Here is a 1,528-nt window from a genome sequence, read left to right as displayed (position 1 = left end):
TAACAGCTACTCCTATGTAAAGCATCATAAAGTTATTCACAACTTTTGAGGGGGTTATATGTGGTTATTTTTCGAGTATAAAATTCCGTTCCAACGGCTTGTTGAAAAAGTTGGAAACAACTTTTTGTCCGCCGAAGGCTTAGGACTGAAAAAGTTATTCTGACTTTTTCAATAATGCCAAGAATTCTGATCTCTTTTATTTCATAGTCTTTCTTTTAAAATCTTAAAGCTCCTACTCCTATATGTGGTCTCACCTTGGCGAGCCACCAGCATCGGTATGATTGTAAGATTAAAAATAGCTGCCTACTACAAAATGCGGCTTCCTTTTACAGAACCGCCATAGCTGTTTTGCAGTCTATTCTCTGGTATGATTGAGCTTTTTAAGAAGGTTGTTTTATTTTTCTAACACTAAGTTTCTATTGATTTGATAGGGTGTTTCCGTTTTTATTACCGAGAGTATTCTTCGTGCCAATTTATGGGCCACTTTAACAATGACACTCTTTACGTTCTTGCCTTGATGTTTGCGGTAATATTGCTGCATTTCGACATCCTTTCTAATGGCAATCCAAGCAGCCTCCACTAAATAACTTCGCAATTGCGAACGACTTCTGGGGGTTATTCCCAAACATTTTTCTGATCCGCCACTATTGTAAATCCCCGGCACCAAGCCAATGTAAGAACTAAATTGTCCCTCGTTATTGAATCGGCGAAGATCACCACATTCAGCCAGAATCACACTGGCCAAGTAACCGCCAATTCCTGGAATGCTCCTCAAGAGATTATAATCGTTCTTACAGGTCTTTCTGCAATGCGAACGCATTTGATTGGCAATTTCCAAATACTCTGATCGGATAAATTTGTACATCCGTAGCTTGCCCTGCAAAGCCAATTCTCCACAACTGCTACTGAATTTTATATTTTCCAGCCATGCAATGAAATCCTTGTTCCAATTTGAATTATCATATGCTGGAGGTATTTCAATTCCATGAAAGAGCAACATACTTTTGATATGCGATTTGCTTTGTCTGAGTTTCTTGGTGATTTGGGTTCTATGACGCGCCAAAGTGGTAAACTGTTCGTGTGCTTCGGTAGGAATATAAACGCTCCTGAGCACACCCGATTTTAATTGATTGGACAGGTTTTTGGAATCTAAAGCGTCTGTTTTTTGATAGCGTTCCTTGTCTCCTGTCTTGACATCGGATGGATTTACTACCAAAACATGCCAACCTAAGTTTAAAAAGTAGCGCGCTGCAGAAAACCCACAACAACCTGCTTCGTAAACTAAAGCTACTTCGTGATTTGGAAAAGTTCGCTCCACATATTGATATAAATCCTCGGCAACAGAAGGCATGGAGAACGTTCTGTAAAAAAACAAATCCGTTTGAATGGAAACGCTCCAGCTTTTTTTGTGAATGCCTAAACCAATGAATATCTTTGGAATAGTTAAGGCATCATGTAATTGCATAATCTTCGTTTTTAGTAACTCTAAGTTATGCTTTTACATAGATGCTACAACGGATTTGGGCAA

At 38.9% G+C, this 1,528-nt stretch carries 1 protein-coding gene; it reads right to left on the bottom strand.

Annotation, left to right across the window (positions count from 1 at the left end; translation table 11 throughout):
- Window positions 1-394: 394 nt before the first annotated feature.
- Window positions 395-1,465 carry an IS110 family transposase gene (locus FLB_RS08925; RefSeq protein ID WP_064715622.1) on the bottom strand — a complete coding sequence of 357 codons (1,071 nt, stop codon included), beginning with the start codon at window positions 1,463-1,465 and terminating at the stop codon, window positions 395-397.
- Window positions 1,466-1,528: the final 63 nt, after the last annotated feature.

It is taken from the genome of Flavobacterium succinicans (assembly GCF_001662485.1).
Taxonomy (GTDB): Bacteria; Bacteroidota; Bacteroidia; order Flavobacteriales; family Flavobacteriaceae; genus Flavobacterium; species Flavobacterium succinicans_A.
Note: the sequence above shows the minus strand (reverse complement) of the source record. Positions and strands in the feature narration are given on the sequence as shown.

Coding starts and splice junctions, on each gene's coding strand:
- FLB_RS08925 (WP_064715622.1), bottom strand. CDS start 1,465: ATGCAATTACATGATGCCTTAACTATTCCAAAGATATTCATTGGTTTA.